This is a genomic window from Sphingomonas sp. BL-S-30 (assembly GCF_055521475.1).
Genome location: NZ_CM145481.1, coordinates 3497939 through 3519270, shown reverse-complemented (window position 1 = coordinate 3519270; position 21332 = coordinate 3497939). Strand labels below are relative to the sequence as shown.

Annotated in this window: 21 protein-coding genes; 13 read left to right on the top strand and 8 right to left on the bottom strand. The window is 67.2% G+C overall.

Going from position 1 to position 21332, the window contains the following annotated elements:
• Positions 1–11: 11 nt before the first annotated feature.
• The 4 genes from ACZ1I5_RS16370 to speD are packed head-to-tail and all read left to right on the top strand — an operon-like array spanning position 12 to position 3750.
• Positions 12–218 carry a DUF350 domain-containing protein gene (locus ACZ1I5_RS16370; protein WP_465170298.1) on the top strand — a complete coding sequence of 69 codons (207 nt, stop codon included), beginning with the start codon at positions 12–14 and terminating at the stop codon, positions 216–218.
• Positions 211–1746: a polyamine aminopropyltransferase gene (locus ACZ1I5_RS16365; RefSeq protein WP_465170297.1), complete on the top strand. Its 1536-nt coding sequence runs from the start codon at positions 211–213 to the stop codon at positions 1744–1746. Before ACZ1I5_RS16370 ends, ACZ1I5_RS16365 begins: the two co-directional genes overlap by 8 nt.
• A 4-nt stretch (positions 1747–1750) precedes the next feature.
• Complete coding sequence (locus ACZ1I5_RS16360; RefSeq protein ID WP_465170296.1) at positions 1751–3376, top strand: FAD-dependent oxidoreductase; 1626 nt, start codon at positions 1751–1753, stop codon at positions 3374–3376.
• Between the two features lie 8 nt (positions 3377–3384).
• Positions 3385–3750 (top strand): adenosylmethionine decarboxylase, encoded by a 366-nt coding sequence (gene speD, locus ACZ1I5_RS16355; protein ID WP_465170295.1) that lies wholly within the window; start codon positions 3385–3387, stop codon positions 3748–3750.
• 19 nt (positions 3751–3769) lie between these two features.
• On the opposite strand, the gene era is transcribed toward speD, so the two are convergent.
• The 4 genes from era to lepB all read right to left on the bottom strand — a co-directional run bounded on the left by era (position 3770) and on the right by lepB (position 6804).
• The gene (era, locus tag ACZ1I5_RS16350) at positions 3770–4666 is read right to left on the bottom strand and encodes a GTPase Era (protein ID WP_465170294.1); all 897 of its coding nucleotides are present in this window, start codon (positions 4664–4666) and stop codon (positions 3770–3772) included.
• A gap of 142 nt (positions 4667–4808) precedes the next feature.
• Positions 4809–5135 carry a PilZ domain-containing protein gene (locus ACZ1I5_RS16345; protein WP_465170293.1) on the bottom strand — a complete coding sequence of 109 codons (327 nt, stop codon included), beginning with the start codon at positions 5133–5135 and terminating at the stop codon, positions 4809–4811.
• 128 nt (positions 5136–5263) lie between these two features.
• Positions 5264–5977, bottom strand: a complete 714-nt coding sequence (gene rnc, locus ACZ1I5_RS16340; RefSeq protein WP_465170292.1) for a ribonuclease III — start codon at positions 5975–5977, stop codon at positions 5264–5266.
• Positions 5932–6804, bottom strand: coding sequence for a signal peptidase I (lepB, locus tag ACZ1I5_RS16335; RefSeq protein WP_465170291.1), 873 nt, complete (start codon positions 6802–6804; stop codon positions 5932–5934). The genes rnc and lepB overlap by 46 nt, the downstream gene beginning before the upstream one ends.
• Before the next feature lie 190 nt (positions 6805–6994).
• On the opposite strand from lepB, the gene pgi reads away from it, so the two are divergent.
• The 4 genes from pgi (at position 6995) to ACZ1I5_RS16315 (ending at position 10481) form a co-directional block, all read left to right on the top strand.
• The gene (gene pgi, locus ACZ1I5_RS16330) at positions 6995–8494 is read left to right on the top strand and encodes a glucose-6-phosphate isomerase (RefSeq protein WP_465170290.1); all 1500 of its coding nucleotides are present in this window, start codon (positions 6995–6997) and stop codon (positions 8492–8494) included.
• Positions 8495–8563: 69 nt separating this feature from the next.
• Positions 8564–9919, top strand: coding sequence for a glutathione-disulfide reductase (gene gor / locus ACZ1I5_RS16325; RefSeq protein ID WP_465170289.1), 1356 nt, complete (start codon positions 8564–8566; stop codon positions 9917–9919).
• 39 nt (positions 9920–9958) lie between these two features.
• Positions 9959–10201, top strand: coding sequence for a ribbon-helix-helix domain-containing protein (locus ACZ1I5_RS16320; RefSeq protein WP_465170288.1), 243 nt, complete (start codon positions 9959–9961; stop codon positions 10199–10201).
• On the top strand, positions 10188–10481 hold the full coding sequence (locus ACZ1I5_RS16315) for a type II toxin-antitoxin system RelE/ParE family toxin (protein WP_465170287.1): 294 nt from the start codon (positions 10188–10190) through the stop codon (positions 10479–10481). Before ACZ1I5_RS16320 ends, ACZ1I5_RS16315 begins: the two co-directional genes overlap by 14 nt.
• Before the next feature lie 3 nt (positions 10482–10484).
• Here ACZ1I5_RS16315 and ACZ1I5_RS16310 read toward each other — a convergent pair whose 3' ends face one another.
• Positions 10485–11552 (bottom strand): AbrB family transcriptional regulator, encoded by a 1068-nt coding sequence (locus ACZ1I5_RS16310; protein WP_465170286.1) that lies wholly within the window; start codon positions 11550–11552, stop codon positions 10485–10487.
• A gap of 523 nt (positions 11553–12075) precedes the next feature.
• Complete coding sequence (gene acs, locus ACZ1I5_RS16305; protein WP_465170285.1) at positions 12076–14016, bottom strand: acetate--CoA ligase; 1941 nt, start codon at positions 14014–14016, stop codon at positions 12076–12078.
• 110 nt (positions 14017–14126) lie between these two features.
• Between acs and ACZ1I5_RS16300 the strand changes: the two genes are divergently transcribed.
• Positions 14127–15140: an SDR family oxidoreductase gene (locus tag ACZ1I5_RS16300; protein WP_465170284.1), complete on the top strand. Its 1014-nt coding sequence runs from the start codon at positions 14127–14129 to the stop codon at positions 15138–15140.
• Between the two features lie 27 nt (positions 15141–15167).
• Here the strand turns inward: ACZ1I5_RS16300 and ACZ1I5_RS16295 are convergent, their stop codons facing one another.
• Together ACZ1I5_RS16295 and ACZ1I5_RS16290 are read right to left on the bottom strand one after the other, a co-directional pair.
• Positions 15168–16079, bottom strand: a complete 912-nt coding sequence (locus ACZ1I5_RS16295) for a DMT family transporter (RefSeq protein WP_465170283.1) — start codon at positions 16077–16079, stop codon at positions 15168–15170.
• Between the two features lie 264 nt (positions 16080–16343).
• Positions 16344–17732: a helix-turn-helix domain-containing protein gene (locus tag ACZ1I5_RS16290; protein ID WP_465170282.1), complete on the bottom strand. Its 1389-nt coding sequence runs from the start codon at positions 17730–17732 to the stop codon at positions 16344–16346.
• Positions 17733–17958: 226 nt separating this feature from the next.
• Between ACZ1I5_RS16290 and ACZ1I5_RS16285 the strand changes: the two genes are divergently transcribed.
• From ACZ1I5_RS16285 to ACZ1I5_RS16270, 4 genes are all read left to right on the top strand, one after another.
• Positions 17959–19485, top strand: coding sequence for an acyl-CoA carboxylase subunit beta (locus tag ACZ1I5_RS16285; protein WP_465170281.1), 1527 nt, complete (start codon positions 17959–17961; stop codon positions 19483–19485).
• Between the two features lie 80 nt (positions 19486–19565).
• Positions 19566–20105 carry a hypothetical protein gene (locus ACZ1I5_RS16280; RefSeq protein ID WP_465170280.1) on the top strand — a complete coding sequence of 180 codons (540 nt, stop codon included), beginning with the start codon at positions 19566–19568 and terminating at the stop codon, positions 20103–20105.
• Positions 20102–20521: a methylmalonyl-CoA epimerase gene (gene mce, locus ACZ1I5_RS16275; RefSeq protein WP_465170279.1), complete on the top strand. Its 420-nt coding sequence runs from the start codon at positions 20102–20104 to the stop codon at positions 20519–20521. The genes ACZ1I5_RS16280 and mce overlap by 4 nt, the downstream gene beginning before the upstream one ends.
• A complete protein-coding gene (locus tag ACZ1I5_RS16270; RefSeq protein ID WP_465170278.1) occupies positions 20521–21303 on the top strand; it encodes an enoyl-CoA hydratase-related protein in 783 nt (260 codons plus the stop codon). The genes mce and ACZ1I5_RS16270 overlap by 1 nt, the downstream gene beginning before the upstream one ends.
• Positions 21304–21332: the final 29 nt, after the last annotated feature.

Genomic DNA, 21332 nt, shown 5'->3' with positions numbered 1-21332 from the left:
AAGGGTATCCCATGCTCACCACCGCAGTCCTGCTGGCCACCCTCGTTTACGCAGGCATCGGCCTGGTCATCTTCGTCCTCGGCTTCTGGCTGTGGGACCGGGTGACCCCGGTCGATCTGTGGGGCGAGGTCTGCAAGGGCAATATCGCGATCTCCATCCTGGCCGGGTCGGTCGCGATCGCGCTGGCGATCATCATCGCGGCGGCGATTCATGGATGACGGCCCGGCCGGGGATTTTGCCCGGCCATCGCGCCTCGGTGCGGCGCTGCTGGTTTCCGCCTTCGTCGTCGCCACCTGCGGGCTGATCTACGAGCTGCTCGCCGGCACCCTGGCGAGCTACCTGCTCGGCGACAGCGTCACGCAATTCTCGATCGTCATCGGCACCTATCTGTTCGCCATGGGCATCGGCTCCTGGTGCTCGCGCTATGTGAAGCGCGACGAGCTCGCCGTGTTCGTCCGGGTCGAGATATTGATCGCGGCGATCGGCGGGGCCTCGGCCGCGGTGCTGTTCCTGCTGTTCGACCGCGTCGCCGATTTCCGCATCCCGCTCTACGGCCTGGTGCTGGTGATCGGCGCGCTGGTCGGGCTCGAGATCCCGCTGCTGATGCGCATCCTCAAGGACCGGCTGGAATTCGGCGATCTCGTGTCGAAGGTGCTGACCTTCGACTATGTCGGCGCGCTTGCCGCCTCGCTGCTGTTTCCGCTGCTGCTCGTCCCGCAGCTCGGGCTGATGCGCACCGGCTTCCTGTTCGGCCTCGCCAATGTCGCCGTCGCCATCGCGCTGATCCTCATGCTGCCGGTCAAAAGACGCCTGCGCACGGAACTGATCGTCGGCATTCTGGTGGGGATCGGGCTCGCCGCGGGTTTCCTCGTCTCCGAAAAGCTGCAGCGCGCGGCCGAGGTTGGGGTTTACGGCGATCCGATCCTCTATGCGGCGTCGACGCCCTATCAGCGCGTCGTCATCACCAAGCGCGCGGGCGATTTGCGGCTCTATCTCAACGGCAATCTGCAATTCTCCTCGCGCGACGAATATCGCTACCATGAGGCGCTGGTGCATCCGGTGATGAGTCGGGCACACAACCCGCGCGACATCCTGGTGCTCGGCGGCGGCGACGGGCTCGCGGTGCGCGAGATCCTGAAATATCCGGGCGTCGCCTCGGTCACCTTGGTCGATCTCGATCCCGAGATGACCAGCCTGTTCCGCAACAGCGCGATGCTGTCGGCGCTCAACCATGATGCGTTCCACTCGCCCAAGGTGCACGTGATCAATGCCGATGGCTTTCGCTGGCTGCGCGAGAACCAGCGGCGGTTCGATGCGGTGTTTGTCGATTTCCCCGATCCGACCAATTTCGCGATCGGCAAGCTCTACACCGTCAGCTTCTATCGCGAGTTGGCCAGGGCACTTGCGCCGGGCGCGGTGGTCAGCGTGCAGAGCACCTCGCCCCTCGTCGCGCCGCGCGCTTATTGGACAGTCGCGACCACGCTCGAGGCGGCGGGCCTGATCACCCGCGGCTATCATGTCTATGTGCCGAGCTTCGGCGAATGGGGCTTTGTGCTCGCCTCGAACGAACCGATCGGCCGGCCCGGGCCATTGCCACAGGGCCTGCGCTTTCTCACGCCGCAGACGGATGCGCTCGCCTTCACCTTCCCGCCCGACATGGCACGCCGTGCGGTGCCGGTGAACCGGCTCGACAACCAGGCTTTGGTCCGCGAGTTCGAGGCCGAGTGGGCCGTGTACGAGGGCTGACGGCATGGCCGTATCCCGCCGCACCCTGATCGCCGGCTCGGTCACCGCCGCTGCGGCGATCGGCGCTGGAGCCGTCGCGTGGCAGGCGCGCGACAAGCCCATGCCCGGCACGCTGAGCGGCGCCGATTTCACCCGGGGCCACCGCCTGCGCGACGGCGCGACCTTCCCGGCGCCCAAACGCGAAATCCACATCGGTATTGCCATCCTCGGCGGAGGTGTCGCCGGCCTGTCCGCCGCCTGGGCGCTGGCCGAAGCCGGCATGACCGATTTCCGCCTGCTCGAGCTGGAGGACCGCACCGGCGGCAATGCCCGGTCGGGCCGCAACGCCGTCTCCGCCTATCCGCTCGGCGCGCATTATCTGCCGATCCCCAATGCCGAGGCGAAGGGCGTGGTGCGGCTGCTCGAAAAGCTCGGCATCGTCACCGGCCATCAGGACGGCAAGCCGTTGTTCGACCCCTATCAGATCGTCTCCGATCCCGACGAACGGCTGCTCAACCTCGGCAAGTGGCAGGAAGGGCTGATCCCGACGGTCGGCCTGACCCCCGCCGATCGCCACGACCTCGACGCCTTCTTCGCCGCGATGGCCGCCTATCGCGATCGTCGCGATGCGCAGGGCCGCCCCGCCTTCGCGCTGCCGATGGCCTTCAGCGCGCGTGACCCCGATCTTCTGGCGCTCGACTTGGTCAGCTTCACCGCATGGCTCGACCGGAAGAACTGGCGCTCGCCGATCCTGCGCGGCCATGTCCGCTACGCCTGCCGCGACGATTACGGCACCGAGCCCGATCAGGTCTCGGCCTGGGCCGGCATCCATTATTTCGCCGGCCGGCGCGGCATCGCCGCCAACACCGCCGGCGATACGGTGCTGACCTGGCCCGAGGGCAATGGGCATCTCGTCGGGCGCATGGCGCAACGGCTCAAGGCGCAGATCGATTGCGGCCGGATCGTCCATCGCGTGCGGCCCGTCGCGGCGGGGATGGAAATCGATTGCTTCGACGTTGCGTCCGGCGAGTCCGTACGCGTCATTGCCCGCAGCGCGATCCTCGCCACGCCGCATTTCGTGACGCGCCGGCTGCTGCCGCCGGGTGCGATGGCGGAGGGGCAGTTCGGCTACGCCCCCTGGATCGTCGCCAATGTCACGGTCGATCGCCCGCCCGCCGGCAACGGGTTCGAGCTTGCCTGGGACAACGTGTCCTGGACCAGCCGATCGCTCGGCTATGTCGTCGCGACGCACCAGTCGCTCGGCACCGTGCCGGGGCCGACCGTGCTGAGCTGGTATCTGCCGCTGTCCGACATGCCCCCCGCGGACGCCCGCCGCGCGCTGCTCGACCGTCCGCTCGACTATTGGCAGGCCATGGTCCGCGACGATCTGCTCCAGACCAATCCCGACCTCGAAGGCGCGATCTCGCGCATCGATATCTGGCGCTGGGGCCATGCGATGATCCGCCCGGTGCCCGGTTTCTTCTGGAGCGGCGCGCGCGAGGAAGCGGCCAAGCCGCGGCCGCCCTTGTTCTTCGCCCATTCGGACCTGAGCGGCCTCTCGCTGTTCGAAGAGGCGCATTATCGCGGCACCCAGGCGGCACAGGACGCGATGGCGCATCTGGGCATTCCCTATGAAGACATGCTGATCTAGGAACGCACGTGGATTACAGCGGCACGCATCTCCTCGCCGACCTGTTCGGCTGCACCGGTCTCGACGATATCGATCGGGTCGACGCCGCGCTTCGGAACGCCGTCGTGGCGGGGGGCGCGACCCTGCTCGACCTTCGGCTCCACGGGTTCGGCGCGGGGCAGGGGGTGACCGGCGTGGCGTTGCTCGCCGAATCGCATATCTCGATCCACACCTGGCCCGAGCGCAACTATGCCGCGGCCGACATCTTCCTGTGTGGCCGTCGGCATGATCTGGACGCGGCCCTGGCGGCCCTCTCCGCCGGTCTGGGGGCCGAACGCTGCGAGGAGCAGCGCATCGCGCGCGGCTTCAGCCTCAGCGACGTGATGAACCGATAGAAGCGGTTCGGCGCAAGGGTCACTCCACCCAGTCGAGCCCCATCTCGCGGTAGATATCCCGCTCGTCATCCCAGCCGGGCTTCACCTTTACGTGCAGATAGAGATGCACCGGGCGGCCCATGATGTTGCTCAGCTCGGCGCGGGCCCGGGCGCCGATCTCCTTGATCCGCGCGCCGCCCTTGCCCAGCACGATCGCGCGCTGGGTCGGGCGCTCGACCAGGATCTGCTGGTGGATCTCTACGGAGCCGTCCTCGCGTTCCTTATACTGCTCGGTCTCGATCGCGCTGGCATAAGGCAGCTCGGCATGGAGCTGGAGATAGAGCTGTTCACGCGTCACTTCGGAGGCGAGGCTGCGCTCGGTCGCGTCGGACACCTGGTCCTCGGGGAAATGCCACGGCCCCTCGGGCATCGCCTTGGCCAGCACGCGCTTCAACTCGGGCAGGCCATCGCCGGTCGAGGCGCTGACGAAGAAGGTTTCGGCGAAATCGACGATGCCGTTGAGCTTCTCGGCGTGGAGCAGCAGCTTCGCCTTGTCGGCCAGGTCGACCTTGTTGAGGATCAGATATTTCGGCTCGGCGCGCGACGCGATCGACTCCGCGATCGGGATCACCTTGGGGCCGAGCCCGCCCTTGGCGTCGACCACCAGAGCGATCACGTCGGCGCCTTCGGTCCCGCCCCAGGCGGCCGAGACCATCGCCCGGTCGAGCCGGCGCTTGGGCTCGAAGATGCCGGGCGTGTCGACCAGCAGCAACTGGGTCTCGCCCTCGATCGCGACACCCATCAGCCGGGCGCGCGTCGTCTGCGCCTTGGGGCTGACGATCGCGACCTTCTGGCCGACCAGCGCGTTGACCAGGGTGGATTTGCCGGCATTGGGCGCGCCGAGCACGGCCACGAGGCCGCAATGTTGTTCAGTCATCTAAACCTCAGGTGATCAACGTCCCGACCGGGGCCGGGGCGAATGGGAAGCACCACCTGTACCCCTTGCGTCGGGTTTTGTCGAAGCCCGCTGAACCGGCGCTTCGGCGGCCCGGGCAACCGCGCAGGCGGACGCCCGCCGGTCAGGCGATGATCAGCCCCCGCATCGTCTCGCGCGGCAGGGTCTCGTCGAAGCGGCAGCCGATCCGCCCGTCCGAGCACCAGATCACCGTCGCGGCCATCGCCGTGCCGCCATTCAGCCTGAGCAGCAGGCGCTCGCCCGGTGGATGCTGGACCGGCGACAGGATGCGGCAGCCATAAGGCGAAACGTCGCACAACATGGCATGAGACGGCTTTCCGCGGTGCGCCTGCGTCGTCACGCGGGTGACCTGCACGGGGTGGCGCGGCGCGGCGCGGCCATCGAGCGACGCCGCCTGCACGGTGCGATACTGGGTTGCCCTCGACGCCATGTTGTCCCCCCGCCCTTGGCGCGGGGATACGCGGCGTTGGTAAGCAAAGCGTTAAGGCCTGGGCAGGGATGGCTGCGGGCCAGGTATCGTTCCGGCCCTTTGTCGGCAGCGGTGCCGGCGCCGCGCGGCTAGCCGGTCAGCTTCTCCAGCAGCGCCGCCGCCGCCGCGGTTTCCGCTTCCTGCTTGGAGCTGCCGGTCGCGGTCGCCTCGGCCAGCGCGCCGATCGAGGCCTTGACCGTGAAGCGCGGCGCATGGTGCGGGCCGGACCGGTCGACCACGTCATAAGCGGGCGTGCGGCGGTTGTTCGCCGCCGCCCATTCCTGCAGCGCGGATTTGGGATGTTGCGGCGCCGCCGCGCCCTGGGTCTTTACCCGGTCGCCCCAGGCCTTGCGGATCGCCTTGCGCGCCGGCTCGAGCCCGGCATCGAGATAGAGCGCGCCGATCAGCGCCTCCATCACGTCGCCAAGGACATTGTCGCTGTCGGCCGCGCCGTCGTCGCGCGCCTGTTTGCCGAGCTTGAGCTGCGCGCTCACGCCGATGTCGCGCGCCACGTCGGCGCAGACCGCGCCCGTCACCAGCGCATTCAGCCGCTTCGACAGCGCCCCTTCGGGCTCGCCGGGAAAGGTCTCGAACAGCCATTCGGCCATGACGAGGCCGAGCACCCGGTCGCCCAGGAACTCGAGCCGCTCGTAATTCGCCGCGGCCTGGCTGCCATGAGTCAGCGCGCGTTCGTACCCGGCCAGGTCGCGGGGCTTGTGGCCGAAACTTTCCTTGATCCAGTCTGAGAGCGCTCCGCTCAAAAGCCTTCCCCGATCCTCGACCAGCGCGCCGCGGAGAACCATGTCCAGGGCAGGAACCAGTTGGCGGAGCCGTCAGTGGAGAAGAAGGTCACGACCGCCTTGCCCTCGATCCGGTCCATCGGGACATAGCCCATGCCGCTCGGCTGGCCCGGCAGGGCATCGGCGGGGGCGGGGAAGCGACTGTCGCCGCTGTCGTCGCGGTTGTCGCCCATGACGAAGACGCGGCCCGCCGGCACCGAATAGAGCCCGGTATTGTCCGCCTCGTCATTCTCGCCGCGATCGAGCACCATATAGGACTTGCCGTTGGGCAGGGTCTCGCGGAACTGCGGATAGCGGCAGATCGGTTTGCCATCACGGCCATTGTCGAGGAATTCGGAAGGGCATTCGCTGCCCGCCGGATAATTGGGCGTGATCGGCAGGGTGAAGTCGGCGACCGGATCCTTGGGGACCGCGGTGCCGTTCAGGATCAGCTGGCCGTGGCGCATCTGGATCGTGTCGCCGGGCAGCCCGATCACGCGCTTGATCACGTCATGGTCGCCGGTCGGATCGCGGAACACGACCACGTCGCCGCGTGTCGGATCGCGGCCGAAGATGCGCCCCGGGATCAGCGGCACGCTGAGCGGCAGCGAGTGGCGCGAATAGCCGTAATTCCATTTCGACACGAACAGATAGTCGCCGATGTAGAGCCGCGGCAGCATCGATTGCGACGGGATGTTGAACGGCGAGAAGATGAAGCTGCGGAAGATCAGCACCGCGATGACCAGCTTCACCAGGAACAGGATGGTGTCGCGGGTTTCCGACCTGGGCTTGGGCGGCGTGAGGGTCGCGCCGGGGGCGGGGTCGGGTGCGGGCATGTCGGTATCGGCCATGCGCGGCGGTTTGCGGTGGCGGGGGCGAGGCGTCAAGCCGGGCCGTGCCGGGACAGGGCTCGAGAGCGGGAGAATGAGGGGGGCGGCACGCTCGGAATGGGGCGCCCGGCGAAAAAGACTGGTGGGTTCGAGGTGGTATAATGCGCGCCGCGCGACTACCTGACGGCATCGATTAGCGGAGATGTTTTCCATGGCTGCAGACTGGACCTCGATCGAAGCCTTGCCCTCCCCCCGGCTGGAGGCGTTGTTCGCCGACGATCCGGACCGGCTGAAGAAGCTCAGCCTGGACGTCGCCGGCCTGCATTTCGACTGGTCCAAAACGCATCTGACGCCCGAGGCGATCGCTGATTTCGAGGCGCTGGCCAGGGCGCAGGACCTCGCCGGCAAGCGCGAGGCCCTTTTCGCGGGCGAGATCGTCAACGTCACTGAAGGCCGCGCGGCGACCCACACCGCGGAGCGCGGCGAGGGCAAGGCGGAGGATGTCGGCCTGGCCATGACCTTCCACGCCCGCATGCGCGCGCTGATCGACGCGATCGAGGCCGAAGCGCTCGGGCCGATCCGCCATGTCCTGCATGTCGGCATCGGCGGCTCGGCGCTTGGGCCCGACCTGCTGGTCGATGCGCTCGGCCGGGAATCCGGGCGATACGACACCGCGATCGTCTCGAACGTCGACGGCGTCGCGCTCGAGGAAGCGTTCGGCCGCTTCGATCCGGCCGCGACCCTGCTCGTCATCGCCTCCAAGACCTTCACCACCACCGAGACCATGCTCAACGCGGAAAGCGTGCTCGAATGGATGCAGGAAGGCGGCGTCGAGGACCCCTATGGCCGCGTCGTCGCGCTGACGGCCTCGCCCGACAAGGCCGTCGAATGGGGCGTGGACGAGACGCGCGTGCTGCCCTTCATGGAATCGGTCGGCGGGCGCTATTCGCTCTGGTCGTCGATCGGCTTTCCTGCCGCGCTGGCGCTGGGCTGGGACTGTTTCGAGCAGCTGCTCGACGGCGCCGCCGAGATGGACCGGCATTTCCGCCTTGCCTCGCTCAGCGAGAACGCCCCGGCGCTCGCGGCCTTCGCCGATCTTTATTACACGCAGGTCCGCCACGCCGAGACGCGCGCGACCTTCGCCTATGACGAGCGGCTGCGGCTGCTTCCTTCCTATCTTCAGCAGCTCGAGATGGAATCGAACGGCAAGGGCGTGACCGTGGACGGCCAGCCGCTTGGCCGGCCGAGCGCGGCGATCACCTGGGGCGGCGTCGGCACCGACGCGCAGCATGCGGTGTTCCAGCTGCTCCACCAGGGCACGCACCTCGTGCCGGTCGAGTTCGTCGCGGTGATCGAGCCGGGCGACAGCCTGGCCGAGGACCATCACCGCCAGTTGCTGCTCAACGCCTTCGCGCAGGGCGCGGCGCTGATGAAGGGGCGGGCCAACGACAAGGACCCGGCCCGCAGCTATTCGGGCGACCGGCCCAGCTCGACTATCCTGCTCGACGATCTCGATGCCCGCACGCTCGGCGCGCTGCTGGCCTTTTACGAGCAGCGCACCTTCGTGAACGCCGTGCTGCTCGGCATCAACCCGTTCGACCAGTTCGGGGTGGAGCTGGGCAAGGAAATGGCCAAGGCAGCGGGAGAGGGCGGGCAGACGTTCGACGTCTCCACCGAGGACCTGATCAAGCGAGCGTTCGGCGAGCAATAGCCGTAAGGCACGGCGGTATTTGTGGAAGAATGGACCCCGGATCGAGTCCGGGGTGATGAGGAATATGAGATGGCCGAGGCCAAATATGACTACGACCTTTTTGTCATCGGTGCCGGCTCCGGCGGCGTCCGCGCGTCGCGCGTCGCGGCGGCGCACGGCGCGAAGGTCGCGGTCGCCGAGGAATATCGTGTCGGTGGCACCTGCGTGATCCGCGGCTGCGTGCCCAAGAAGCTGCTCGTCTATGGCGCGCATTTCGCCGAGGACCTGGCCGATGCGCGGCGTTTCGGGTGGAACGTGCCCGACGACTGCGCTTTCGACTGGAAAGTGCTGACCCGGAACGTGCTCGACGAGGTCGACCGGATCAACGCCGCCTATACCGACACGCTGACCAACAACAAGGTCGAGATCATCGCCGAGCGTGCGACGATCACCGGCCCGCACGGCATCCGGCTGGCGAGCGGGCGCGAGGTCACGGCGAAGACCATCCTCGTCGCGACCGGCGCGACTCCCTCGGTACCTGACTGCCCCGGCAGGGAATATGGCATCACCTCGAACGAGGCGTTTCATCTCGACGCGGTGCCGAAGCGGATCCTGATCGCCGGCGCCGGCTATATCGCCAACGAGTTCGCCGGCATCTTCCACCAGTTCGGCGCGCATGTGACGCTGATCAACCGCACCGACGTGATCCTGCGCGGCTATGACGAGCAGATCCGCGACCGGCTGCTCCAGATCTCGATGATGAAGGGGCTCGAATTCCGCTTCCACGCCGATTTCCAGGGCATCGAGAAGATGGACGATGGCTGCCTGAAGGTGAGCATGTCAGGCCATGAGCCGATCATCGTCGATTGCGTGATGTTCGCGACCGGGCGCGACCCCAATACGGCCGATCTCGGTCTGGAGACGGCCGGCGTCGAGATCGACGCCAAGGGCGCGATCGTGGTCGACGACGACAACCGCTCCACCTGCGACAGCATCTATGCGGTGGGCGACGTGACCAACCGCATCCAGCTGACCCCGATCGCGATCCGCGAGGGCCAGGCCTTTGCCGACACGATGTTCGGCAACAAGCCGACCCGGGTCGATTACGAGAATGTCCCCTCGGCGGTGTTCAGCCATCCGCCGATGGCCGGCGTCGGCCTCACCGAAGGCCAGGCCAAGATGAAGTTCGGCTCGGTCAAGGTCTACACCTCGGACTTCCGCCCGATGAAGAACGTCCTGGCGGGCCGCAACGAGCGTGCGCTCTACAAGATGGTCTGCGACAGCGAGACGGACAAGATTCTGGGGCTGCACATGATCGGCCCGGATGCGCCCGAGATCCTGCAGGGGGCCGCGATCGCGGTGAAGGCCGGGCTGACCAAGGCGGCGTTCGACGAGACCGTCGCGCTGCATCCGACCATGGCGGAGGAGCTGGTGCTGATGCGCTGATCCTTGTCCCGCTTCGGGCGCAATGATAAGTTTGCTCCGATGGCGCGGATGATAATTGATCTGTCGGATGAGGAACTCGCGTTGGCCGAGGCGCGGGTTGCATCGGGCGCGTTTGCGAGCGTTGAGGATTATGTTCAGCAGTTGATGCAGCGCGACCAGGATCGTGCGGAGAAGCTAGCCAAGCTTCAGGCCGCGATCGAGGTGGGCCGGGCTTCTGGGGTAGGAACTCGGACGCTTCAGGAAATCTACGACGCAAATCGGAAGCGTCGTGACGCGGCTTGAGCTCAGTCCAACGGCTGAAAACGACCTTGACGAAATCCTGACCTATAGCACGATCCGCTTCGGCGATTCCGTCGCAACCGACTATTTCTTCGGCTTCCACGACAGCTTCGACCGGCTTTTGGCAAATCCTCGGCTTGGCCGGTTGGCTGAGGAAGCCGGCAAGGATGTCCGGTCGCTATCCTATCGCCGGCATCGTATCTTCTACGAGATCGCGGGCAACACGGTTCGCGTTTTGCGCGTCCTGCACCACTCAATGGACGTGGACGATATTCGCGCTTGATCTTCAGCCCAGCGCCTCGCCCTGCCGCCGCACCGCGAACCGCGCCAGTGCCGGCCCCAGGATCACGCAGGCGAAGAAGCGCAGCGCCTGGAGCGCCATCACATAGGGCACGTCGACCCTGGTCGAGGCCGCGATGATCGCGACCGAGTCCATGCCGCCGGGGCTAGTCGCAAGATAGGCGGTGATCGGATCGACGCCGCCGAAATGCGCGAGCAGGAAACCAATGCTGGCGGAAATGCCGATCAGCAGCAGGATCGACAGCAGGATGCGCGGCAGGGCGCGGGCGGCGGCGCGGACGATCTCGCGGGTGAAGTGCAGCCCGATGCGCCAGCCGACGATCGCATAGCTCGCCGCGAGCAGCCAGCCCGGCAGGTCGAAGCGCACCAGCCCGGCGATGTTGAGCGCCGTGCCGAGCAGCATCGCGCCGATCATCGCGCCGGCGGGCAGCTTGAAGCGCACGCCGAGCCATCCGCCGATCGCGGCGATGGCGAGCGTCGCGGCAAAGGCCACCGGATCGATCGGCGGGAACCAGTCGGCGGTCGGGCTCTCCATGCCGCCATGCGCGCCGACCAGCGCCGCGACGATCGAGGCGGTGCCCGCGACGCACACCACGCGGCTATAGGTCATCACCGCGACCAGCCGCCATTCCGCGCCATAGGATTGCGCCATCAGCACCATCGCCGCCGCGCCGCCGGGCATGCACCCCCACACCGCCACGCTGGGCGGGAGCCAGCCGAGCCGTCCGATCAGCAGGCCGATGCCCACGCCGACGCAAAGCGTCGCGGCGGTGACGGCGAAGAAGACCGGCCAATGCTCGATCACGGTGCTGACCGTGCCGGCGGTGAAGGAGCGGGCCACGAGCAGCCCGACGAGCGCCTGCGCCGCCTGGAAGGAAAGCGGCGGGACGGTGACGCCCTGGCCACGCGTCGCGAGCAGGATCGCCGCGATCATCGGGCCGAGCAAAAGACCCGCCGGCAAGCGCAACGCCTCCAGCACGCCGGCGAACGCCGCCGACAGCGCCAGCAGCAACGCCCAGCGGACAAGGGGCGGACCCGCGCCGGCCTCAGCCATGCCGGCCGATCGGAACGGTTGCGCGGGCGGGCGGGTGCATGCAGGCCTCGTACGGAGGGAAGACGGCGTTCCTCTCGCCCCGTACGCGGCGCTTGTCCAGCCGGTTCAGGTCACTCGGGATCCTTGCCAGCGGCCAGTGACTTTCGCTGTTCGGGGCGGATAACAGCGAAATAACAGGGAACGAATTTTTCTTTCCCTGCTATCGGGCGGATCTTGGGTCAAATCGCCCCAATTAATCCTGTAGTATCAAAGGGATGATTGGTACTTCCCTGTTATTCAATAACAGCGAACCGGGGTCGCAGGAACGGTGAAACCCAGCGCCCGAACAGGGAGCCGGCTTCGACAATCTCCGGACGATGCGAAAGAGCGGGAACGGCGTTACACACCATATCCGCCGCCACCTTGTGACGATTTTTCGGAAGATTGAATCGATCGCATGGGATGCCCCGTTCGGCCGGTTCAGGCGGCGACCACGTCCCGTTCAGTGACATGGGCCTTCAGCCGGTCCCAGCCGAGCCGATGGCTACTTGACCCTATTCGCCACCAGATCATCCACCACCGCCGGATCGGCCAGCGTGCTGGTGTCGCCCAGGCTGGACACGTCGCCCTCGGCGATCTTGCGCAGGATGCGGCGCATGATCTTGCCCGAGCGGGTCTTGGGCAGGCCCGGCGCGAATTGCAGCGCGTCGGGCGCGGCGATCGGGCCGATTTCGGTGCGGACCCATTTGACCAGATCCTTGCGCAGCTCGTCCGACGCGGTCTCGCCCGAATTGAGCGTGACATAGGCGTAGATGCCCTGGCCCTTGATGTCATGCGGCATGCCGACCACCGCGGCCTCGGCGACCTTGGGGTGAAGCACCAGCGCCGATTCCACCTCGGCGGTGCCCATGCGGTGGCCCGACACGTTGATCACGTCGTCGACCCGGCCGGTGATCCACCAATAGCCGTCCTCGTCCCGCCGCGCGCCGTCACCGGTGAAATATTTGCCGCGATAGGTCGTGAAATAGGTCTGGAAGAAGCGATCATGATCGCCCCAGACGGTGCGCATCTGCCCCGGCCAGCTCTTCGCGATGACGAGATTGCCCTCGGTCGCGCCATTCAGCACATTGCCCTCGGTATCGACCAGTTGCGGGTCGACGCCCGGCATCGGCCGGGTCGCGCTGCCCGGCTTCAGGTCGGTCGCGCCGGGCATCGGGGCGATCATCGCGCCGCCGGTCTCGGTCTGCCACCAGGTGTCGATGATCGGGCAGCGGCCCTCGCCGACCACATCGTGATACCAGCGCCATGCCTCGGGATTGATCGGCTCGCCGACCGTGCCGAGCAGCCTGAGCGAGGCGCGGCTCGTCCTGCTCACATAATCGTCGCCCTCCTTCATCAGCGCGCGGAGCGCCGTGGGGGCCGTGAAGAGCGTGTGGACCTTGTGGCGATCGATCACCTGCCAGATGCGGCTGGCGTCGGGCCAGGTCGGCAGGCCCTCGAACATCAGCGTCGTCGCCCCGTTGGCGAGCGGGCCGTACAGGATATAGCTGTGGCCGGTGACCCAGCCGATATCGGCGGCGCACCACCACACGTCTCCGGCGCGGTAATCGAACGCCAGTTCATGCGTGAGGCTCGCCCAGAGCAGATAGCCGCCGCTGGTGTGGAGCACCCCCTTGGGCTGGCCGGTCGAGCCCGAGGTGTAGAGGATGAACAGCGGGTCCTCCGCGCCCATCGGCTCGGGCGGACAAATGGCGGACTCGTCCTTCGCTGCCTCATGATACCAGACGTCGCGGCCCTCGCGCATCGTCACGGCACCGCCAGTCGCCTGCACCACGATCACGGTCCTCAGCGCCGGCGCACGCTCGGCCGCGGCATCGACATTCGCCTTGAGCGGAATGCGCTTGCCGCCGCGCCGGCCTTCGTCGGCGGTGACGACGATCGCGCTGTCGCAATCAGTGATGCGCCCGGCCAGCGCCTCGGGCGAGAAGCCGCCGAACACCACGGAATGGATCGCCCCGATCCGCGCGCAGGCAAGGATGGCGAAGGCCGCCTCCGGGATCATCGGCATGTAGATGGTGACGCGATCGCCCTTCTTCGCGCCCTGGCTTTTCAGCACATTGGCGAAGCGGCAAACCTCGGCATGGAGCTCGCGATAGGTGAAGCGGCGCGGCTCCTCGCCCGGCTCGTCTGGTTCCCAGATCAACGCGGTCTGCTCGCCGCGCTTCGCGAGGTGCCGGTCGAGGCAATTGGCCGCGACGTTCAGCCGGCCGTCGGCGAACCACTGGATGTGGAAATCCTTTTCGCCGAACGACCAGTCGCCGGCGATCTCGGGTCGTTTGATCCAGTCGAGCCGGCGTGCCTGTTCGAGCCAGAAGGTGCCCGGATCGGCGAGGGATCGCCCGTAGAGCGTCTCATATCCGTCCGCGTCGAAGCGTGCGCGCTTCGCCCATTCGGGTGGTACGGGATAGAGCGTCTGATCGGACATGGCGTTCTCCTGCGCGCTCTCTTTGCCGCGAGAAGGAGCGATTGCAAGCCCGGCTTGGCGGCCCCTCCGTTTCGATGGTAGACCCGTCCTCCACGGGAGGGGACAAGCACATGACGGGCACGATCCTGGTCACGGGCGGCAGCGGGTACATCGCCGGCTATCTGATCCGCCAGCTTGCCGCCGAAGGGTGGACGATCAACGCCACGGTCCGATCGCTGAAGCGTGAGGCCGAGGTGCGCGCGGCGCTGGGCGTGCCGGGATCGTCGATCCGTTTCTTCGCCGCCGACCTCACGGACGATGCCGGCTGGGCCGAGGCAGTCGCCGGGTGCAGTCATGTCGCGCATGTCGCCTCGCCCTTTCCGCTCGCCGCGGCGAAGCATGAGGACGAGCTGATCGTGCCGGCGCGCGAGGGGGCGCTCCGGGCGCTCCGCTTCGCGTCGGAGGCAGGTGTTTCGCGCTTCGTGATGACTTCCTCGGTCGCGGCGATCGCTTATGGGCACCCGGGGGACCGGACCTATACCGAGGCGGACTGGACCGACGTGACCGCCCCCGGCGTGAACGCCTATGCCAAGTCGAAGACCATCGCCGAGCGGGCGGCGCGCGACTGGGTGGCGCAGCAGGGCGGGGCGATGCAATTCTGCACGATCAACCCGTCAGCGGTGCTCGGCCCCGTGATGAGCACGGATTATTCGACCTCGATCGAGTTCGTGAAGCGGTTGATGGACGGTTCGGTGCCCGGCTTTCCGCGGATCGGACTGGCGGTGGTCGATGTGCGTGATCTGGCCGACCTGCACGTCCGCGCGTTGACCGCGCCCGACGTGGCGAATGAGCGCTTCATCGGGGCGGGCCGTTTCATGATGACGCGCGAGATCGGCGAGGTGCTGCGCGCGCGGCTCGGGCGAGAAGCGCGCAAGGTGCCGACACGCGGCATCCCCGATTTCGTCCTGCGCTTGATGGGGCTGTTCGACAGCGGCGTGCGACAGATCGTCGGCGAGCTCGGACGCACAAGAGCAGTGGATTCGAGCCATGCGCTCGAGGTGCTGGGCTGGAAGACCAGGGCCGAGGAAGAGTCGATCGTCGACACCGCGCGCAGCCTGATCGATCGGGGGATATTGAAGGTTTGAGGGCGGGCTTCCCTACAGGAGAAGGGTTCAGCGCGCCTTCCCCGCGATCGCCGAGAGCGCAATCCCCGCGACGATGAAAGTCATGCCCCAGAAGTGGAAGGCGTGGAGCGCTTCGCCCAGCAGCAGCGCCGCGAGCAGGGCGCCGAACAGCGGCATCAGCGTGATCATCTGCCCGGCCCGCCCCGCGCCGATCATGCCGACCGCGCGATTGTAGAGGAAATAGGCGAGGATCGACGGCAGCACCGCGACATAGGCGAAGGCGCCGAAGGTAACGGGGCGCCAGCGGACCGCGTCGCCGCTCAGCCATTCATGCATCGCGAGCGGCAGCATGGCGAGCGCGCCGATGGTGAAGGTGACGATGAGGAAGCTCAGCGGATCGACCTCGGGCCGGAGCCGGAGCAGCACGGTGTAGAGCGACCAGACCAGGCTCGCGGCGAGGATCAGCGCGTCGCCCGCGCCGAGCCGGAGATGAAGCAAGGTGTCGATATCGCCGGCGGAGACGACCCAGGCGACGCCGATGGTCGAGGCGATCACGCCGAGGATCTGCAGCGCCCGCGCCCGCTCGCCGAAGAAGAGGCGGCCGAACAGCACGACCAGCGCTGGGATCGCGGCCTGGATCAGCATCGCATTGGTCGCGGTGGTGTGGTGCAGGCCGGAATAGAGAAAGGCGTTGAACGCGGCCACGCCGAGCAGGCCGAGGACCAGCACCTCGCGCCACTGCGCACGCAGTGTCGAGGTGTCGGCGCGGAAGCGTCTCCACGCGAAGGGCGTCAGGATCATCGCCGCGCCGGCCCAGCGCACCAGCGCCAGGGTGAAGGGCGGAATATCGTCGCGGACCGCGCGGCCGACGATCGAATTGCCGGCCCAGAGCAGCATGACGATGGCGAGAAAGAGATAGGCGCGCAACTGGGCGGAGGGTGCGGCGGTGGTGGACTGCATGGGGGCCGTTATCGCATGGGCACTCGTTCGGCCAGATGGCGGTAGGCCGTTTTCCCCAAACGTCATGCCGGACTCGTTCCGGCATCCATCGTGCCGCGCGTACAACGGGTGTGGTGTGTGCGGGACGATGGACCCCGGGACAAGCCCGGGGTGGCGGTTTGGAGTGGCACCCCTGCTCTTTCTTTCGACTGTGGAAAGAAGAACGGCCCTTCGACAAGCTCAGGACGACCGGAGAGGGATAGTCGGCGGGATCTCGCCCCGGGCCTACACCACCCGGTACGGCACGGTGCCGCGCAGGTCCGGGTCGACCGCGATGTCGCGGTCGGCGGGCGGGAAGGCGCGCTGGTCGCAATCGTCGCGTGGGCAGAGCCGGCAGGAGATGCCGATCGGGATCGGCGGCGCGCTCCGGTCGAGCGCGTCGGCATAGACGAAGTCGGCGGCATGCTCCGCCTCGCACCCCAGGGTCACGGCATAGCGGCGCGGACTGCGGGTGAAGCTGCCCGAGGGTTTCACCAGCCCCTTGGCCATCGAGACATAACGCACACCATCGGGCGTTTCGGCATGCTGGACGAGGATCCGGTCGGGGATCGCGACGGCCTCGTGCACGATCCATAACGGGCAGGCGCCGCCGAAGCGGGCGAATTGCAGCCGGGTCGCGGAGTGCCGCTTGGTGATGTTGCCGGCCATGTCGACCCGGCAGAAATAAAAGGGGATGCCTTCCGCACCGGGGCGCTGCAGCGTCGACAGGCGGTGGCAGGCCTGTTCGAAGCTGACGCCGAAGCGGCGGCACAGCCGGTCGATGTCATGGCGCATCTGGCGGGCCGTCGCGCGGAACCGGGCATAGGGCATGGTCAGCGCGCCGGCGGCGTAATTGGCGAGGCCGATGCGCAGCAGGTTGCGCGCCTCGACGCTCGATACCGATGCGCCATCGACGATCTCCTGGATGGCGTCCGCGAAGTCGATCGCGACGAGCTGGTGGGCGATCAGGAAGCGGCGGCTTTCGGGCGGCATCGCGCCGTTGAGCGTCAGCCTGCCGCGCTGGCGGTCGAGCGCGCGCAGTGGCGCCGCTTCGTCCGGGGTCGTGACGATGGTGACACCGTGGTCGGCGAGACGGGCGACCAGCGCCGCTTCGCCGGGGCCGAGCTGCTCCGCCAGCGCCTCGGCGGCGCGGTCGAGCGGGTCGACATAATTGCCCGCGATATGAAACCAGTCGCGCACCGCTTCCCATGGCATGCGCGCGCCCGCATCGGAGATGCCGGAGGTCATGCTTTCCTCCACCATCTGCAGCCGTTCCTCGGCGGCGCGCATCGCGGCGTGGAGCGCGATGATGCGGTCGGCGATCTCGGGCCGCTCCTCGGCGAGCCGCTCGATCGCCTCGGGCGGCGGGGCCGGGGGCAGAGCGGGATCGGCCAGCGCGGCGGCCAGGCCGGTGAGGCGCATGGCCGGCGCGTCGCTCTCGATCAGCGCGCCGGGATGGCGGCGGCGCAGGGCGGCGGTCACAGATGGGGTCAGTGGCCGGTCGCCGCTTTCGAGCTGGGAGAGATAGCTGACCGAAATGCCCAGCCGCGCCGCCATCGCCGCCTGGTTCAGTCCGGCCGAGCGCCGCAGGGCGCGGAGCTGTTCGCCAGCATAGAGGCGGGGTATGCGGGGCAAATTCGGGCTCCGGTCAGGTGCTCTCTTCCGTTCGCCCTGAGCTTGTCGAAGGGCTGTTCTTTCTTCGAGAGGCAAGAAGAAAGTACAGGGCTTCGACAAGCTCAGCCCGAACGGCGATGGGGATGGTTCAACTACTTCGCAAACGGCTTGTTCGCAACTTCGCAAATTCACATTTGCAAAACGCCGTGCACCTTGAAAGAGAGGCCCACCCATTCCGGAGTAGTGCATGCCGTCGACGATCGAGGAGCTTGAGCGCCGGCGCGAGGCCGCCCGCATGGGCGGTGGCGAGAAGCGGATCGCCGCGCAGCACGCCAAGGGCAAGCTGACCGCGCGCGAGCGGCTCCAGGTGTTGCTCGACGAGGGCTCGTTTGAGGAGCTCGACATGTATGTCGAGCATAATTGCGTCGATTTCGGCATGCAGGATCAAATCGTTCCGGGCGACGGCGTCGTCACCGGATCGGGCACGATCAACGGCCGGCTGGTGTTCGTGTTCAGCCAGGACTTCACCGTGTTCGGCGGTTCGCTCAGCGAACGGCACGCGCAGAAGATCTGCAAGGTCATGGACACCGCGATGAAGGTCGGCGCGCCGGTGATCGGCCTGAACGATTCGGGCGGCGCGCGCATCCAGGAAGGCGTCGCCTCGCTCGGCGGCTATGCCGAGGTATTCCAGCGCAATGTGCTGGCCAGCGGGGTCGTCCCGCAGATTTCGCTGATCATGGGGCCTTGCGCGGGGGGCGCCGTCTATTCCCCCGCCATGACCGACTTCATCTTCATGGTGAAGGATAGCTCCTACATGTTCGTCACCGGCCCGGATGTAGTGAAGACCGTTACAAACGAGATCGTCACGCAGGAGGAACTGGGCGGAGCGGTGACGCATACCACGAAGTCGGGGGTCGCTGACGTGGCCTTTGATGACGATATCGAGGCGCTGCGCGCGGCCCGCGACTTCGTGGACTTCCTTCCCGCCTCGAACCGCGAGGCAGTGCCCGAGCGGCCGAGCTCCGACCCGTGGGATCGGGTGGAGGCGAGCCTGGACTCGCTCGTCCCGGCATCGGCCAACCAGCCCTATGACATGCACGAGCTGATCCGGAAGACGGTCGACGAGGGCGATTTCTTCGAGATCCAGCCGACTCACGCAGCGAACATCATCATCGGGTTCGGGCGGATCGAGGGGCGCACCGTCGGGTTCGTCGCCAATCAGCCGATGGTGCTGGCCGGCTGCCTCGACATCAATTCGTCCAAGAAGGCCGCGCGCTTCGTGCGGTTCTGCGATGCGTTCGAGATCCCGATCGTCACCTTTGTCGACGTTCCGGGCTTCCTGCCGGGGACCGCGCAGGAACTGAACGGCATCATCAAGCACGGCGCGAAGCTGCTTTTCGCTTACGCCGAAGCGACCGTGCCGAAGATCACCGTCATCACCCGCAAGGCCTATGGCGGGGCCTATGACGTCATGGCGTCGAAGCATCTGCGCGGCGATCTCAACTATGCCTGGCCGACCGCCGAGATCGCGGTGATGGGCGCCAAGGGCGCGGTCGAGATCATCTTTCGCGGCAGGAGCCGGGGAGAGATCGCCGAACGCACCGCCGAATATGAGGCGCGCTTCGCCAACCCGTTCGTGGCGGCGTCCAAGGGCTTTATCGACGAAGTGATCCAGCCGCATTCGACCCGGCGGCGCATCGCGCTCGGCCTGCGCAAGCTGCGCGGCAAGAGTCTCGAAAATCCGTGGAAGAAGCACGATAACATACCGCTCTGACGCGAGGCCGATATGGGGCGGTTGCGCTCAATACCGGCTTGCGCGCAGGGTAGGATGCTCAACAGACAACAGGTGACGCAATGATCCTTTTCCTGACCATGGCTCTTCAGGCAGCGGCGCCGGCTGCGGCGGTTCCCGCCCCCGTGGCACCCTGGACTCCCCGCATGAAGGTCGATCCGGCGACCGGCGCGCAATCGGGCTCGGTCTCGGTATCCTCGGTCGAGGGTAAGGGCCGGCTGGTCGTGCGCTGCGACCGGCGCGCCGACAATGTCGTGTCGATCCAGTTCATCCCGACCCTGCCCTTCGCGGCGGCCACGCCGCGCCCGGTGTCGATCCAGGTCGACGGGGCCGCGCCGCTGGGCGCCAATTGGGATTTCCCGGGCAGCGGGACCTATATCGCCGACGACCAGATCGTGACGACGCTGACCAGCGCGATCGCGCACGCCAAGCTGATCAAGCTGCGCGTGATCGATCCGATGAACAACCCGATCGATGCGAGCTTCGCCGGCCCGCCGAGCGAAGCCCCGGTCAAGCAGGTGCTGGAGGCCTGCGGCTATGTCCTCGGCCAGGCGCCGGTACGCGCGCCGACGCCCGCACCCAAGGCCGCGCCGGCGCAATGATCATCGGTCGCCTCAACCATGTCGGGGTGGCGACGCCGTCGATCGCGGCGGCGATCCCCTTTTATCGCGACGTGATGGGGGCGACCCGCATCCATGAGCCGTTCGATTTGCCGGCGCAGGGCGTGAAAGTGTGTTTCGTCGACACGCCCAACACCCAGATCGAGCTGATCGAGCCGTACGACGCCACCTCGCCGATCAACGGTTTCCTCGAGAAGAACCCGGCGGGCGGGCAGCATCACCTTTGCTACGAAGTGCCCGACATCCTCGAAGCCAAGGCCTGGTTCGAGGCCAAGGGCAAGCGCGTGCTCGGCGAACCGCGCATCGGCGCGCATGGCACGCCGATCTTCTTCGTCCACCCGAAGGACATGGGCGGCGTGCTGACCGAGATCATGGAAACGCCGAAGGGGGATCATTGATGGCCTATGAGCATATCCTGAGCGAACGCCGCGGCGACGTGCTGGTGCTCACCCTCAACCGCCCCGACCGGCTTAATGCGGCGCCGCCGGCGATGTTCGACGAGCTCCGCGCGGCGCTGGGCGCGCTGGACGGCGCGCGGGCAGTGCTGTTCGCGGGCGCGGGGCGTGCTTTTTGTTCGGGCGCGGATGTCGGGGGCGGGGCGCTCGGTTCGGACAATCCGGGCGAGGCGACCTATCAGGCGCTGACCGAGCATTATAACCGGACGATCGAGGCGGTCGCCGATCTCGGCGTGCCGGTGGTCAGCGCGGTGCGCGGGCCGGCGGCGGGGATTGGGTGCAGCCTCGCGCTCGCCGCCGATTTCTGCGTCGCGAGCGAGACCGCCTATTTCCTCCAGGCCTTCGTCAATATCGGCCTGGTGCCCGATGGCGGCGCGAGCTGGATGCTGCCGCGCCTGATCGGCAAGGCGCGCGCGACCGAGATGATGATGCTCGGCGAACGCGTGCTTGCGGCCAAGGCTTATGACTGGGGCATGATCCACAAGGTGACCGCCGACGACACGCTCGACGTGGAAGCCTTTGCGCTGGCGGAGCGGCTGGCGGCGGGTCCGACGGTCGCTCTCGGCCTGATGCGCCGCGGGCTCGCTCATGCGCTCGAGGTGGATTACGCCACTGCGATGGTGCGTGAGGCCGAGAACCAGCGCGCCGCGCGGGGCTCCGCGGATTCGATGGAGGGCGGCATCGCTTTCCTGCAGAAGCGCAAGCCGGCGTTCCGGGGGGCGTGATGACGCGCGACCGCCCATTTTCCACCGTT